Genomic DNA, 14,215 nt, shown 5'->3' with positions numbered 1-14,215 from the left:
CTTCTCGGCTGCTCGGCCTCCCGGTCGCGCCGCTCTCGGACCGCCGGGGTGCCACGCGGCCCACTGCCGCGCAGCACCCATTCAGCCGGGAATCGCGCCGCGGATCGTCACTCGTTGTCGTTCGCTTCGCGGCCTGCCGGTCACTCCCTCGGCGGACCGGCACCGGCCCGGCATCACACCAAGGAGTGACCCGGGCGGCCGTCGTGTCAGCGCAGGGTGCGGCGGGCCAGCACCGCCGCCTGTGCGCGGCTCTGGCAGCCGGTCTTGGCGAGCATGCGGCTGACGTGCGTCTTGACCGTGTGGAGGCTGACGACGAGCCGGTCGGCGATCTCCGCGTTGCTCAGCCCGTCGCCGACCAGCCGGAGGACGTCCCGCTCCCGGGAGGTGAGGTCGGCGAGCCGGTCGAGGTCGCCGGGGTCCGGCTGCCGCCGGGCCGCGAGGTGGCTCTCGATGATGCGTTCGGTGACGGCGGGGCTCAGGGTGCGCTGCCCGGCCGCCGCGGCGCGCACCGCGGCCGTCAGCTCCTCGTAGGAACTGCTCTTGAGCAGGAACCCGGCCGCGCCCGCCGCGAGGGCCTGGTCGACGTACTCGTCGAGGCCGAAGGTGGTCAGCACGAGCACCTGGGCGCGGCCGGGGCCCAGGAGGCCGCGCCGGCCCAGCTCCCGCAGCGCCCACAGGCCGTCGTGGCGGGGCATCCGGATGTCCAGCATGACCACGTCGGGCCGGAGCCGGACGCACAGCTCGACGGCCTCCTCGCCGTCCCCGGCGGTGCCGACGACGGACACGCCGTTCTGGACGCCGAGGATCGCGGCCAGTCCCTCGCGGATGATCCGCTCGTCGTCCACGACGAGGACGCTGGTGGTGTCAGACACGGGCGGCGTCCAGGGGTGTCCCGCCCGGCGGCAGCGTCGCCGTCACCCGGAACCCGCCCTGCGGGGTCGGCCCGGCCCGCAGCAGGCCGCCCAGGGCCTCGACCCGTTCGCGCATGCTGACCAGGCCGAGCCCGGCGCCCCAGCCGGTGTCTCCGGGGGCCGCGGGCGGCGCGTTCTCCACCTCGCAGCGCACCCCGTCCGCACCGGCCCGGACGGTGACCCGCACGGTCGCCCCCGGCGCGTGCCGGCGGGCGTTGGTGAGCGCCTCCTGGACGACGCGGTAGACGGTCAGCTGCACCGGCCGGGGCAGTTCCCCCGGCACGTCGACGCGGGCGTCGATCCGGGCACCGGCGGCCCGGCCGCGGTCGAGGAGTTCGGGTAACTCGCCCAGCCCCGGCAGGGGTTGCAGCGGCGCGTCGTCCTCGGGGCCGCGTAACACCCGCAGCAGGTCGCGCAGTTCGCCGCCCGCCTGCCGGCCGGCCACCGCGAGTCCGTCGATCTGGGGGCGTGCCCAGTCGGGCAGTTCGGCGCCCCGGGCGCGCAGCGTCTCCGCGCGCACCACGAGCAGGGTGAGGGAGTGCGCGACGACGTCGTGCATCTCCCCGGCGATCCGCACCCGTTCCCGCTGGGCGGCCTGCTGCGCGCGCAGCTCGTGCTCGCGGGCCATGGCGTCCACCCGCCGGGCGGCGGTGCCCAGACTGGCGCGGTGGGCGCGCGCCGTGTTGCCGAGCGCCCAGGCCGGCGGCAGCGCGGCGAGCACGGCGAGCACGTCCGAACCGGCCTGGTACTCGGGCCCGGCGGTGAGGTGGTTGACCCAGGTGCCGGTCACGACCACCACGGCGGCACAGCACATGGCGACGACCGTGCGCCGGCCGTCGCCGGAGCGGCTGCCGACGTTGTAGAGGGAGACCGCCAGCGCGAGCGCGGCCAGGGAGGACAGCCGGGTCCCGTGCGCGGCGCCGAGGACGACGCTCGTCACCAGCGCCGCGAGGACGACCAGGAAGACGGTCAACGGCCACCTGCGGCGCAGCAGCAGGGCGGCCCCGGTCACCGTGTCCAGCCCGATCAGCAGCCACCAGCCGAGCGCGGACCCGTCGGCGCTCGGCTGCATCAGCACCGCCGGAGTCAGGGCCACCAGCACGAGTCCGGCGTCCGCACCCCGCGCACGCGGACCGAAACGCCTGAACAGGGGAACGTCCGTCATGGGCCCGACCCTAATGACCTCCGCCCGGCCGGTCGTCACTCCTTGGGACCAACGCGCGACCGGCGAAGGGCCGCCAATCCCACACGTACGGACAGCAGTTCGCGTCTCCGCTGTGGTCTGTACCAAAAAAGGAAACACATGTTGACGGGGTCGAACAGGGTGCGTAGGTTCGCGGGCCGAGTCGATCTTCCAGCCTCGAAAGGGACTTGCCGTGCACAGACCCTTGTCCGCCCGGAATGTCATGCTCTCGCCAATAGCGTGGATCTCCGCCCTCGCCCTCGCGCTCGGCATGCTGCTCGGGCTTCCCGCCTCCTCCCAGGCCGCCGGCTCGCTGCCGTGCGACATCTACGCGGCGGCCGGCACCCCGTGCGTCGCCGCGCACAGCGTCACCCGCGCACTGCTCTCCTCCTACTCCGGCCCGCTCTACCAGGTGACCCGGGTCTCGGACGGCGCCACCGCCGACATCGGGACCCTGGCCCAGGGCGGATACGCGAACGCGGCGGCTCAGGACGCGTTCTGCACGAACAGCGGCGGCTGCCGGATCACCAGGATCTACGACCAGAGCGGCCGGCACAACGACCTCACCCCCGGCCCGGCCGGCACCGCCGGCACCGGCGCCGACCGAGGCGCCGACGCCTCCGAGATCGCCGTCACCGCGGGCGGCCACAAGGTGTACGGGCTGTGGATCTCGCCCGGCGTCGGCTACCGCTACACCGGGGTCGCCTCCGGCGTCGCCGTCAACGGCCAGCCCGAGGGCGCCTACATGGTGGCCAGCGGCACCCATGTCGGCTCCGCCTGCTGCTTCGACTACGGCAACGCCGAGAGCACCCCGGCCGACACCGGCAACGGCCACATGGACGCCGTGTCCATCGCCACCACCTGCTACTTCGCGCCGTGCACCGGTAACGGCCCCTGGGTGGAGGCGGACCTGGAGAACGGCATGTTCCAGGGCGACAACGGCTCCAACACCGCGAACCAGGGCAACGGCAGCACCTTCGTCACCGCCGTACTGAAGAACAACGGCCAGACCGGATACGCGCTCAAGGGCGGCAACTCCCTGTCCGGCGCCCTGAGTACCTGGTGGGACGGGGCGTTGCCGACCCGGGGCGGCTACCAGCCCATGCAGCAGGAAGGCGGCATCATCCTGGGCATCGGCGGCGACAACAGCAACTGGAACCGGGGCACCTTCTTCGAAGGGGTCATGGTCTCGGGCTATCCCACCGACGCCGCCGAGAACGCCGTCCAGGCCAACGTGGTCTCCGTCGGGTACAGCGGCCGGACCGACGTGCCGGGCGGCCCGCAGGGCACGGTCGTCGGCCCGGGCGGCAAGTGCGTCGACGTCGCCGCCGACGACACCGGCACCGACGGCGCCGCCGTCCAGCTGTGGGACTGCCAGACGTACGCCGAGGACCAGCACTGGACGCACAACCCGGACGGTTCGCTGTCCACCCTCGGGCGCTGCCTCGACATCGAGAACAACGGCACGGCGGGCGGCGCCAAGCTGGAGCTGTGGGACTGCAACGGGGTCGGCGGTCAGAAGTGGGTGCAGCAGGCCGACGGTTCGCTGCTCAACCCGCAGTCGGGCAGGTGTCTGGACTCGCCGAGCGGGGCCACCGCCAACGGCACCCGGCTGCAGATCTGGGACTGCAACGGCAGCACCGCGCAGCAGTTCTCGGTGAAGGGCGGAGGTCCGGTCAAGGGGCCGGGCGGCGCCTGCGTGGACGTCGCCGCCGACGACACGGGCACCGACGGCGCCGCCGTCCAGCTGTGGGACTGCCAGTCGTACGCGATCGACCAGCACTGGTACCACGGCTCCGACAACTCCCTGTCCACGCTCGGGCGTTGCCTGGACATCGAGAACAACGGCACCGCGAACGGCGCCAAGCTGGAGCTGTGGGACTGCAACGGGGTCGGCGGTCAGAAGTGGGTGCAGCAGGCCGACGGTTCGCTGCTCAACCCGCAGTCGGGCAGGTGTCTGGACTCGCCGAGCGGGGCCACCGCCAACGGCACCCGGCTGCAGATCTGGGACTGCAACGGCAGCACCGCGCAGCAGTTCGCCCTGAGCTGAGGGCGGGCCCGGTCACAGGAAGGCCGTCAGCAGGGCGGCGAGCGCTGTCGCGTAGGTGTCGCGGCCCTGCCGGCGGTCCGCCGCGCGAACCCGCGCGAGCGCGGGGAGTTCGGCGGGATCCACGGAGTCCATGGCGATCCGGCGCTGACTCGGCTCCCGGGGCGGTGTGAGCGGGTGCTCGCCGAGCAGCTCACCGATGGTGAGGTGCCAGCAGGCCCGGTACGCGGTCGACGCCTGGCGCTCGCCGAGTCCCGCGGCCAGGAAGTCGGCGAGGCACGCGTCGCTGAACGGGAAGGCGTTGCGGGCGACCAGTTCGCCGCGGATCAGGATGTGCAGCACCCAGATGTGCTCGGCCATGTAGTCGTGCGCGGTGACCAGCCGGTTGAACAGCCGCTCCTTCGGCGTTCCGCCGGGCACCTCCACCGGCAGCCGGGCGGCGATGTCCTCCAGGATCGCCAGCAGCAGCGCGTCCCGGTCGGCGACATGGCGGTAGAGCGAGGTGGCCGCGGTGCCGAGCTCGGCCGCGACCGCGCGCATGGTGAGCGCGTCCAGCCCCTCGCGCTCGATGAGCCTGCGCCCCGCCCGTGCGACGGACTGCGGTGTCAGCCCCGGCCGCGGCTGCGACCTCGGCACTCCGCGCCGCCTGCGCGCGGGCTCGGGGCCGGCGGTCTCCGGCTGGCTCTGCGTGGGGCTGTCCATGCCCGTCATCCTGCCACCTCCGTTCCGGGGTAGAAGTTAGGTAAGCCTTACGCGTACATTGTTCGCGTCGAGGTGCCGACAGGCATCCGCCCCTCTACGAACGGGAGAAGTGCGCCATGACCGAGACGGAACCCGGGACCACGCCGGGCACCGGCCCCGACCCCAGGACCGGACCGGCACGCCCCGGCCTGGTCCTCGCCACGGCCTGTGTCGCGCAGGTGATGGTGGTCCTCGACGTGAGCGTCGTGAACGTGGCGCTGCCCTCGATCGCCACCGACCTCGGCTTCGCGCCGGGCTCCCTGTCCTGGGTCGTCAACGCCTACACCCTCGTCTTCGGCGGACTGCTGCTGCTCGGCGGACGGTTCGCCGACTTCGCCGGACACCGCCGGGCGATGTTCCTCGGCCTGGCCGTCTTCGGCGTCACCTCGGTCGTCGGCGGCCTGGCCCAGACCCCCGGCCAGCTCGTCGCCGCCCGCGCCGGGCAGGGGCTGGCCGGCGCGCTGCTCGCCCCGCTGAGCCTCGCGGTCATCATGGTCACCTTCCGCGACGCCAAGGCGCGGGCCAGGGCGGTGGGTGTCTGGGCCATGGTGTCCGCCGCCGGCAGCGCGCTGGGGGTGCTCCTGGGCGGGCTGCTCACCGAGTGGCTCTCCTGGCGCTGGGTGCTGTTCGTCAACGTCCCGATCGTCGTGGTGGGCCTCGTGCTGGCCTGGCTGTCCGTCCGGGACGCGCGCGGCAGCCGTATCGCCCGGCTCGACCTGCCCGGCGCGCTCCTGGTGACCGTCGCCGTCACCGCGCTGGTCAACGGCCTGATCCGGGCCGGCGAACACGGCTGGGGCACGGCCGGAGCCCTCGCCTCCTTCGCCGTCGCACTCGTGGCCGGGGCCGCCTTCACGGCGTGGGAGCTGCGCACACCCGAACCGCTCGTGCGCTTCGGGGTGTTCCGCGCCCGGTCGGTGTGGGTCGCCAACCTCGTGGTGGTGTTCATCGGCGCCGCCACGGTCGCCGGGTTCTACTTCGCCTCGCTGTTCCTGCAGAACGTGCTGCACTACTCGCCGCTGCGGGCGGGCGCCGCGTTCCTGCCGTTCTGCTTCGGCACGATCGTCGGATCGATGCTCTCCGGACGGCTCGCCACCCGCTTCGGCACCCGGGCGGTCCTGACCGGCGGACTGGTGCTCGGCACGGCCGGCATGCTGCTCTTCGGCCGCATGCACGCCGACTCCACCTTCCTGGACGGCTTCCTGCTCCCGTCCCTGGTGGCCTCCACCGGAGTGGGCCTGTGCATGGTCGCCAACACCTCACTGGCCACCTCGGGTGCCGCCGCCCACGAGGCCGGGCTGCTCAGCGGTCTCATCAACGCGGGCCGTCAGATCGGCGGGAGCCTCGGGCTCGCCGTGCTCACCACGGTCGCCGCGACACACGGCACGCCCTCCTCCGCGGCCGACGGCGTACGCCGCCTGGTCGACGGCTACGACCGCGCGTTCCTCGTCACCGCCGCGTTCTGCGCCCTCGCCGCCGTCACCGCCGCCGTCTTCACGCCCGGCACCCGTCAGGAGCCGCGGGCCACGGCTCCCGCCGGTCCGGTACCCGAGCAGAGCCGAGCCCAGGCCTGACGGACACGCCTGCCGGGTACGGAAGCGCCTGCCGGACAGGGGCGCGCCTGCCGGGTGCGGACGCGCCTGCCGGATGCGGGCGAGGTCGGCCCGGGGGAGCGGGAACCCGGGCCGGGGGAAGGGCCGGCTCGGGTCGGGGGAGAGGGGGCTTGGCTCGGGTCGGGGGAGCGGGAGCCTGGCTCGGGAGCCGGAGCCCGGCCTGAGGGAACGGGATTCCGGTCTGAGGGAACGGGATTTCGGTCCCGGGGAGTTGGAGCCCGGCCCGGGAGAACGTGAGGCCGGCCTGGGGGAGTTGGAGCCTGCCCCGAGGGAGCGGGGGACCGGCCCGGGAGTCCGGCCCGGGAGCCCGGCCCGAGGGGGCGGGAGGCGGGCCCGGGGGAGCGGGGGAACGGGGGAACGGTGGCCGGGCGTGTCGGGATCGCGTCGGTCGGTGCGGGCGTCGCCCCGGCCGGCTTCGCCGTCAGGCGGTCGTGGTCTTCTCGGGGGCGGTCGGCTGGTCCCGCAGGACGAAGTCGGCGCGCAGGATCTCGCCGGGCCGCAGCAGCCGGCGCAGCGCCACCGGTTCACGGCCCGGCGCCGTCGCCACCACGCCGAGGTGCCCCTCGGGCAGCCCCGCAACCGCGTACTCGCCGTGCTCGTCCGTGGACGTGGACACCAGGTGCCGGCCGTTCGGCGCCAGGACGGTGATCGCCGCGTTCCGCACGGGCCGCCGCTCGCCGTCGTGGACCGTGCCGACCAGGTCGGGCGAGAGCTCGCCGAAGTGGTGGGTGTGCACCGGGAGCGCGGTGGGGACCGGGGTCTCCAGGGACGGATCGTCCACCGGCGGCTCCGCGACCTCCGGCGCGTCCCCCGCCCGTACCGCCCGGCGCCGGTGCAGCAGGAAGTCCGTGCCGAGGAGCGCGGCGCCGGCCGCGAACCACCCGCACAGGACGAGCACCGGCCTGAGCACCCCGGCCCCGTCGAAGTACAGCGCCGACCGCAGAGCGTCCACCGCGTTGCCCAGCGGCATCACCGCGTGCACGTACTGGAAGAACGTCGGCAGCAGCGCGGGCGGCGCCACTCCGCCGCTGGTCGGGATGGACAGCACGATGAAGAGGGTCATGCCCACCGAGGGGAAGAACTGCCGGGTGAACGGCGCAAGCCCCGAGGCGAACGTCGCCACCGCGGCGGTGAGCAGGAACGCCAGCAGCATGGTGGCGGGAGCGTGCGGGAGATACCCCAGGCCCAGTCCGACGCCGTAGCCGACGACGCTGAACAGTGCCGAGACGGCCAGGATCGCGAGGACCTTGCGGCGGCGGTCGAAGGCGACGGCCCGCAGCAGCGTGGTGGCGAGGATGTACCCCGGCACGCTCCAGGCGATGCCGAAGTAGACCAGCGTGGTGCCCATCCGGTCCGCGGCGACGGTGGGAGCCACGTCGCGGACGGCGAGCGGCGCGGACCGCCCGTCGAGGACGCCGGTGAACGCGTTCGTCAGCGCCTGCTCCAGCGAGGCGCCGTTCGCCTTCGCCACGAAGAGCACGGGGTGCGCGCCGGGGGCGAGACCGGCCACGGCCGAGCGGTCGCGCACCGCCCGGCGCGCGTGCGCCGCGTCGGGAACGGCCGAGACGTCGAAACCGCCGGGCTGCGCCCGCTCCAGCGCCGTCGCCACCTTCTGCGCCTCGCGGGCGCCGGCCACCACCACCTTGGCGTGGTGGGGCTGGGGCGAGTGCAGCGCCGGGGCGAAGCAGAAGAGGAAGCCGAGGAAGAGCACGGCCGGGAACCAGCCCGCCTCCGCCAGCGTCCTGGCCGAGCGGAGCCCGGCGGTGCGTCCCGTGCGATCGCTGTCCACGCCCTCGTACCCGACCTCTTCTCCCACGCCCGCGTCCGTGCCGCGCAGGCCCCGCTCCGATGTGTATGTAGATTACATCTATATGTGCGGATGTTCGACCGCGCTACGACGTCCAGGGACCCGCGACGGCCGGTGGTCGGTGTTCGGCGGACCGTGGCCGGTGGCCGGTGGCCGGTGGCCGGTGGTCGGCGGACCGCGGTCGGCGGTCGGCGGGCGCAGGCCCCGGTTCCCCGGGGGAGGGGCGCGGGGCCTGCGCTCGCCGTGGTCGTCAGCCGGGCTGGTCCAGGCCGTTGAGGTCCTGGCCGGTGGCGAGCCTGGCCCGTACCGCGACCCGGGGCCGCTCGGGTGCGGGGAGGGCCAGGGTGCGGCCGCTCCGCGCGGCGGAGACGTCACCGGTCACGTCCAGGGCGGTCACCGCCCGGCTCCCGGCCGCCAGCACGAACCAGTGGCCCTGCGGCGACCGCCAGCCGGTCGCGGCCACGACATGCTGGCCGAACCTGCTGCACGCGGCGGTGGACCGGGCGCGCGCCACCGTGCGCACCGGCGCGGCCGTACCGTCCCGGCTGGTGCGCAGGCCCACCGTGACATCGCCGGGGCCGCGCCAGGAGTCCGCGCGGGCGCACGTCCACACGGCCTGCCCGCCTCCGTCGGGCAGCTCCTGCTCGGCGAAGTCCCACGCGTTCACCGCCCGCACCCCGGCCCCGCGCAGCGACGTCAGCGCGCAGGCCTGGTGCGCCCAGGCCAGCAGCGCGGCCCCGCCCGTCGCCTCCCGGGGCTGCCGGGGCGGGTTCCCCCGGCCCGGCAGCGGCGTGTACGTCAGGTGGACGGGGGAGAGGTCGCCGAGCCCCGCGAGCAGGAAGGCGTGGTGCTCGGCGATGCGCTCCGAGGACCGCAGCTGGAGCACCGGACGGCTCGCGCAGCCGTCGGCCGGCACCGCCGGGACCGGGTCGGTCACCCCGTTCCGCGCCACCCCGAGCGGCCGGGCGAGGACGTCCGGGCGCAGCAGGTCGCGGGTCTGCGCCTCGGCGACCCACGGTGCCAGCAGATACCGCGCGGACCCCCGGGAGGCGGTCAGGGCGACGGCCGCCGAGGTCGTCACGTCCGCCTGGTCGGCCCGGGCCACGCTCAGCGCGGCCCGCCCGGACGCGGACTCGGTGTAGCGGGCCAGGCGCTCACCGTCGTACAGGAGAACCACGGCACCGCCGTCCACATCGCCCGCGAACAGCAGCTGGGGCGCGGCGGCGGGGGCGTCGGCGCTCGTGCCCGGGGCGAGCGCCGGCCGGGAGCCGGTGCGGACCGGGTGGGCCCACGTGTCCAGGGCCCGGCCGAGCAGGGCCGTGTCGCGCAGCCGGGAGCCGCGGGCGGGCCAGGCCGTGAAGTCGACGCGCGAGGTGTTGTCCCACACCGCCTCCCCGGTGCGCGGCAGGTCCGCCGGACCGTAGGCGGCCCGCGCCGCGGACGTAGGCGCGCCGTCGGAGGGCGCCCGGCCCCCGGACAGGGTCACGGCCAGCCCCGCCGCCGTCAGTGCGCAGAGCGCCGCGGCGGCCACGCCCAGCCGCGCCCGGCGCCTGCGCCGCAGCAGGTCGGTGGGGCTCGCCTGGAGCGCGCAGGCGTTGAACTCCGGCGACGCCAGCAGCCGGGCGGCCGACGGCCCCGCGCTCTCGCCGAGCGCGTCCGCCGTGCGCAGGGCGGTGCCGGGACGCGGCATCCCGGCCGCCGTCAGGATCTCGCGCACGGCGTCGTCGGACAGGCCGTGCATCGTGCGCAGCAGGAACGCGGCACGGCCCGCCGCGGACACCCCCGACAGGCGGTGGCCGAGCGCGAGTTCGTCCGCGCCGCCGGACCGGGGGAAGAGCCGCAGCCCCACCACGAGCGGCAGCCGGGGCAGCAGCGGAGCCAGGCGCCGGCGCGGACCGCGGTCGTACGACAGCGCGCTGCGCACCACCGCCACGAGCAGCGCCTGTCCGACGGGCGCCCCGCCGGGCCGCTCCTGGCGGGGCACCGGGACGGCCGCCCCGGCACCGGGCCGGGCTCCGGTCAGCGCCCGCTGCACCAGTGAGTGGGCGACCACCACCCGGCGGTGGCGGCCGAGGGCGGCGGGCAGGACGAGGTGGGCCAGGCGGACCAGATCCCCGTACTGCTCGACGAGGACGGACTCGACCTCCAGGACCGGCGGCCTGGCACCGCGCGCGGGACGTCTGAGCGAGCGAAGGTGCATGGGACGGGGCGCTTTCGGGTGAGGGGACACGGTGGTATGCCACTACGGCAAACGAGTGAATCCGGCCGGGGTCACCGCCTTCTATAGGCTGGCCGCGTGACCACAGCAGACGAGCAGCAGCGGGAACGCGCGGCGGCCGGACCCATGGGCGGACCCATGGGCGGGCCCGGCGGGACGGATCTCCAGACGCTCGCCGTCCGGCTGCGCCGGATGAACGGCGAGATCAACCGGCTGGTGCACGGTTTCGCCGGCGAACAGGGCCTGCACGCCACCGACGTCCAGGCGCTCGCCGCGATCCTGGACGCCGACGACCCGATGACCCCCGGACGGCTGCGCGAGCACCTGGGACTGACCTCGGGCGCCGTCACCGCCTGCCTCGACCGGCTGGAGCGCGCCGGGCACATCCGCCGGGTGCGCGAGAGCGCCGACCGCCGGGTGGTGCACCTCTACTACGCGTCCGACGCCAAGGCCGCCGCGCGCAGCTACTTCCGTCCGCTGGCCCAGGCGGCCGCCGCCGCCCGCGCCCGCTTCACCGACGAGGAACTGGACGTCGTGCTGCGCTTCCTGGCGGCCATGAACGAGGAGCTCATCCCGATCAGGGCCCCCGGCGCCTGACCGCCCCGGGTGGCGGAACGGGCCCGCGTCCGGTGCATCCGGCGGGTCCCCGGCCACGGAAGAAGCGGCGTCACCTATGATCGACCGGCGCGCATATATCTCGATGATTGAGATTGTTTATCTTTGAGATACCTGCCGTCACCTTCCGCGCTGCCAGGAGAACCATGTCCCTCACCTCACGCCGAGCCCGCTTCCTAGTCCCCCTGCTCCTGCTGGTCGTCTGGCTGGGCGTCGGCGGGACCCTCGGGCCCTACGCCGGCCGGCTCGGCGAGGTCGCCACCAACGACCAGGCCGCGTTCCTGCCCCGCAGCGCCGAGTCGACCGAGGTCGTCGCCGCCCAGAAGGCGTTCCGGCAGGACGAGACGCTGCCCGCGATCGTCGTCTGGACCGCCGGGGCCGACGGGTCCGTGCGGGACCGGCAGGCCGCCGCCACCCGCGCCCTCGCCTCCCTCACCGGCACCTCCGGCGTCGTCGGCCAGGTGTCGCCGGCCCTGCTCTCCGAGGACGGCGTCGCCCTCGAAGGCGTAGTGCAGCTCCGGCCCGACCTCGGCGACCGGCTGCCCGACACCCTCGACCGGATCCGCGCGGCGGCCCAGCGCGTCCCGGGCACCACGGTCCAGCTGGCCGGACCGGCCGCCTCCCAGGCCGACCTGTCCGACGCCTTCGCCGGCATCGACGGGCTGCTGCTCGGCGTCGCCCTGGTGACCGTCCTGGTCATCCTGCTCCTCGTCTACCGCAGCCTCCTGCTGCCGCTCGTCATCATCCTCGGCGCCGTGTTCGCCCTCGGCCTGGCCTGCGCGATCGTGTACGTCCTCGCCGACCACGACCTGGTCCGGGTGGACGGGCAGGTGCAGGGCATCCTCTCGATCCTCGTCATCGGCGCCGCCACCGACTACGCGCTGCTGATCACCGCCCGCTTCCGGGAGGAACTCGCCGGGCACACCGACCGGTTCGCCGCCGCCCGGGCCGCGCTGCACCGCTCCTGGGGAGCCGTCGTCGCCAGCGCCGCGACCGTCGCGCTCGGCCTGCTGGCGCTGCTGCTCAGCGACCTCACCAACAACCGGGCGCTCGGACCCGTCGGCGCCATCGGCATCGTCTGCGCGGTCGTCTCGGCGCTCACCTTCCTGCCCGCCGTACTCGTCCTGCTGGGCCGGGCCGCTTACTGGCCCGCCGCACCCCGCCCCGCCGACGGCACCTCCGGCGGGCACGGGGTGTGGCGGCGCGTCGCCGCCCTCGTCGACCGGGCGCCCCGCAAGGTCTGGGCGGTGTCGCTGGCCGGCCTGCTGCTGTGCGCCGTCTTCGCCCCGACCCTGGTCTCCAAGGGCGTCGCCCTCGACGAGACCTTCGTCGACGACGCCCCGTCCGTGACCGCCCAGCAGACCCTGGCCCGGCACTTCCCGGGCGGCTCCGGCAACCCGACCGTGGTCATCGCCGCGGCGGACCGGCTCGACCGGGTGCTCGCGACCGCCCGCGCCACCGACGGCGTCGCCTCGGCCGCCGTGGTCACCGCCTCGGGACGGCCCGGCGGCGACCCGCAGGTCGTCGACGGCCGGGTGCGGGTGGACGTCACGCTCGACGCCGCCGCCGACAGCGACGCCGCGGAGCAGAGCGTCGCCCGGCTGCGCACCGCCCTGCACGCGCTGCCCGGCGCGGACGCGAAGGTCGGCGGCTACACCGCCCAGCGCTACGACACCCAGCGCACCGCCGAGCGCGACCGCACGGTCATCGTGCCCGTCGTCCTCGCGATCATCTTCGTGATCCTCACCGTGCTGCTGCGCTCCCTGCTCACCCCGGCCCTGCTGGTCGCCACCGTGGGCCTCAACTTCCTGGCCACGCTGGGGGTCTCCTCGCTCGTCTTCCGCCACGTCTTCGGCTTCACCGGCACCGACCCCTCGGTGCCGCTGTACGGGTTCGTGTTCCTGGTGGCGCTCGGCGTCGACTACAACATCTTCCTCATGTCACGGGTGCGCGAGGAGTCGCTCCTGCACGGCGCGCGCGAGGGGGTGCTGCGCGGCCTGGTCGGCACCGGCGGTGTCATCACCTCGGCGGGCGTGGTGCTGGCGGCGACCTTCGCCGCGCTGTCGGTGATCCCGCTGACCTTCCTGGTGCAGATCGCGTTCATCGTGGCCTTCGGCGTCCTCCTCGACACGCTGGTGGTGCGGTCCCTGCTGGTGCCCGCGCTCGTCCGGGACCTCGGCGAGGCGGCCTGGTGGCCGGGCCGGCTCGGCGGCCGTGCGGCCGACCGGCCGCGCACCCCGGAACCCGAGGAGTCCCGGGTCGCCTGACGGACCGTGTCGCCTGACGGACAGAGGCGCCTGACGGACCAGGGCGCCTGACGGACCGGGTGCGGCCCCGCCCGCTTGGCGGGGCCGCGGCCCTTGTCGGACATAATCGCTACCCATCAGTAGCTTCGGTTCCGTCGAGAGGCAGCACAGTGGCCCGTGTCTTCACCGTGAGTGGCAGCATCGTCATCGACGTCCCGCCCGAGGCCGTCTACCGGGCCGTCAGCCGCCCCGCCGACATGGGCCGCTGGAGCCCCGAGAACCTGGGCACCACGGCCGGCTCCGAGGACGCGGAGGCCACGCCGGGCACCACCTTCGTCGGGCGCAACAGGCGGGGACGGTTCCGCTGGGTGACCCGCTGCACGGTCACCGCGGCCGATCCCGGGCGCCGCTTCGCCTTCCGTGTCCACGCGATCGGGCGGCGGCGACCGCGTCTGCGCGGCCCGATAGCCACCTGGGAGTACCGCTTCGAACCGGCCGGCGAGGGCACGCGGGTCACCGAGACCTGGACCGACGACCGTCGCGCGTGGCCCGCTTTCGCGGCCGGCGCCTTCGACCGGATCGTCACCTCGGGCAGCACGTTCGCCGCTTTCCAGGGCCGCAACATCGAGACCACCCTGCGCAACCTCAAGCGGGAGCTGGAGCGGAAGTCCACCGCCTGACCGCTCCCGAGCCCGACCCCGCACCCGCCGGCGCAGACGTACCGGCGGGTGTAGGCATTTCTACGGACGTGACGACCCGCACACCGCTCCTACTGTCCTCCCACGAGCTGACCGACCGGCACCGCCGGACACCGGTACGGCTCGGGACGGAGGGTAG

General features: G+C 74.7%; 10 protein-coding genes. 5 read left to right on the top strand and 5 right to left on the bottom strand.

From position 1 onward, the window contains the following. Window positions 1–206 precede the first annotated feature (206 nt). Window positions 207–872, bottom strand: coding sequence for a response regulator transcription factor (locus ACZ619_RS05760; protein ID WP_469594579.1), 666 nt, complete (start codon window positions 870–872; stop codon window positions 207–209). Continuing rightward, window positions 865–2,076 (bottom strand): sensor histidine kinase, encoded by a 1,212-nt coding sequence (locus tag ACZ619_RS05755; RefSeq protein WP_469594576.1) that lies wholly within the window; start codon window positions 2,074–2,076, stop codon window positions 865–867. The genes ACZ619_RS05760 and ACZ619_RS05755 overlap by 8 nt, the downstream gene beginning before the upstream one ends. Before the next feature lie 241 nt (window positions 2,077–2,317). On the opposite strand from ACZ619_RS05755, the gene ACZ619_RS05750 reads away from it, so the two are divergent. Further along, window positions 2,318–4,144 (top strand): arabinofuranosidase catalytic domain-containing protein, encoded by a 1,827-nt coding sequence (locus ACZ619_RS05750; RefSeq protein WP_469594574.1) that lies wholly within the window; start codon window positions 2,318–2,320, stop codon window positions 4,142–4,144. Between the two features lie 12 nt (window positions 4,145–4,156). Here ACZ619_RS05750 and ACZ619_RS05745 read toward each other — a convergent pair whose 3' ends face one another. Then, the gene (locus ACZ619_RS05745) at window positions 4,157–4,843 is read right to left on the bottom strand and encodes a TetR/AcrR family transcriptional regulator (RefSeq protein ID WP_469594572.1); all 687 of its coding nucleotides are present in this window, start codon (window positions 4,841–4,843) and stop codon (window positions 4,157–4,159) included. 116 nt (window positions 4,844–4,959) lie between these two features. Here ACZ619_RS05745 and ACZ619_RS05740 point away from each other — a divergent pair, with 116 nt between their 5' ends. Further along, complete coding sequence (locus tag ACZ619_RS05740) at window positions 4,960–6,453, top strand: MFS transporter (RefSeq protein WP_469594569.1); 1,494 nt, start codon at window positions 4,960–4,962, stop codon at window positions 6,451–6,453. Between the two features lie 460 nt (window positions 6,454–6,913). Here the strand turns inward: ACZ619_RS05740 and ACZ619_RS05735 are convergent, their stop codons facing one another. After that, window positions 6,914–8,308, bottom strand: a complete 1,395-nt coding sequence (locus ACZ619_RS05735) for a carboxypeptidase regulatory-like domain-containing protein (RefSeq protein ID WP_469594567.1) — start codon at window positions 8,306–8,308, stop codon at window positions 6,914–6,916. 241 nt (window positions 8,309–8,549) lie between these two features. Beyond that, on the bottom strand, window positions 8,550–10,499 hold the full coding sequence (locus tag ACZ619_RS05730; RefSeq protein ID WP_469594565.1) for a hypothetical protein: 1,950 nt from the start codon (window positions 10,497–10,499) through the stop codon (window positions 8,550–8,552). A 144-nt stretch (window positions 10,500–10,643) separates the two neighbouring features. On the opposite strand from ACZ619_RS05730, the gene ACZ619_RS05725 reads away from it, so the two are divergent. From ACZ619_RS05725 to ACZ619_RS05715, 3 genes are all read left to right on the top strand, one after another. Next, on the top strand, window positions 10,644–11,114 hold the full coding sequence (locus tag ACZ619_RS05725) for a MarR family winged helix-turn-helix transcriptional regulator (protein ID WP_469595254.1): 471 nt from the start codon (window positions 10,644–10,646) through the stop codon (window positions 11,112–11,114). Between the two features lie 164 nt (window positions 11,115–11,278). Continuing rightward, window positions 11,279–13,399: an MMPL family transporter gene (locus tag ACZ619_RS05720; RefSeq protein ID WP_469594563.1), complete on the top strand. Its 2,121-nt coding sequence runs from the start codon at window positions 11,279–11,281 to the stop codon at window positions 13,397–13,399. 149 nt (window positions 13,400–13,548) lie between these two features. After that, entirely contained in the window at window positions 13,549–14,058 is a 510-nt protein-coding gene (locus ACZ619_RS05715; RefSeq protein WP_469594560.1) for an SRPBCC family protein, read from the top strand. Window positions 14,059–14,215 lie beyond the last annotated feature (157 nt).

It is taken from the genome of Streptomyces sp. NPDC104367 (genome assembly GCF_055583825.1).
The sequence above is the reverse complement of the archived record's forward strand: the minus strand, read 5'-3'. Positions and strand labels throughout refer to the sequence as shown.

Excerpts from the sequence above, each read along its gene's own strand:
- ACZ619_RS05755 (WP_469594576.1), bottom strand. The coding sequence starts at position 2,076 with ATGACGGACGTTCCCCTGTTCAGGCGTTTCGGTCCGCGTGCGCGGGGT.
- ACZ619_RS05740 (WP_469594569.1), top strand. The coding sequence starts at position 4,960 with ATGACCGAGACGGAACCCGGGACCACGCCGGGCACCGGCCCCGACCCC.
- ACZ619_RS05725 (WP_469595254.1), top strand. The coding sequence starts at position 10,644 with ATGGGCGGACCCATGGGCGGGCCCGGCGGGACGGATCTCCAGACGCTC.
- ACZ619_RS05720 (WP_469594563.1), top strand. The coding sequence starts at position 11,279 with ATGTCCCTCACCTCACGCCGAGCCCGCTTCCTAGTCCCCCTGCTCCTG.
- ACZ619_RS05750 (WP_469594574.1), top strand. The coding sequence starts at position 2,318 with ATGCTCTCGCCAATAGCGTGGATCTCCGCCCTCGCCCTCGCGCTCGGC.
- ACZ619_RS05745 (WP_469594572.1), bottom strand. The coding sequence starts at position 4,843 with ATGGACAGCCCCACGCAGAGCCAGCCGGAGACCGCCGGCCCCGAGCCC.
- ACZ619_RS05730 (WP_469594565.1), bottom strand. The coding sequence starts at position 10,499 with ATGCACCTTCGCTCGCTCAGACGTCCCGCGCGCGGTGCCAGGCCGCCG.